Raw genomic sequence first — 642 nt, 5'->3', positions numbered from 1 at the left:
GGCGATCAGAGCGAGATCGGCGTCCCCGCCATCATCCAGCTGGTCGATGCCCTGGACAGCTACATCCCCGAGCCTGAGCGCGACATCGAAAAGCCCTTCCTGATGCCGATCGAAGACGTGTTCTCCATCTCCGGTCGTGGCACCGTCGTCACCGGCCGTATCGAGCGCGGTCGTGTCAAGGTTGGTGACGAAGTCGAGATCGTCGGCATTCGTGACACCGCCAAGACCACCTGCACTGGCGTCGAAATGTTCCGCAAGCTGCTGGACGAAGGTGTTGCCGGTGACAACGTCGGCGTCCTGCTGCGTGGCACCAAGCGTGAAGACGTCGAGCGCGGCCAGGTACTGGCCAAGCCCGGCAGCATCACCCCGCACACCCATTTCGAGGCGGAAATTTACGTCCTCTCCAAGGACGAAGGCGGTCGCCACACCCCGTTCTTCAACGGCTACCGGCCGCAGTTCTACTTCCGGACCACCGACGTGACCGGATCCATGGAGCTGCCGCAGGGTGTCGAAATGGTCATGCCCGGCGACAACATCAAAGTCACCGTCAAGCTGATCAGCCCGATCGCCATGGAGGAAGGCCTGCGCTTCGCGGTACGCGAAGGTGGCCGTACCGTGGGCGCCGGGGTCGTATCCAAGGTT

General features: G+C 62.8%; 1 protein-coding gene. It reads left to right on the top strand.

The genetic code is table 11. The features are described 5' to 3' along the window. Nucleotides 1-642: EF-Tu C-terminal domain-related protein (locus ACYQ1H_RS15530; RefSeq protein WP_460028943.1), on the top strand; the 642-nt coding region annotated here is incomplete at both ends.

The organism is Methyloparacoccus murrellii, assembly GCF_054657115.1.
The sequence above is the reverse complement of the archived record's forward strand: the minus strand, read 5'-3'. Positions and strand labels throughout refer to the sequence as shown.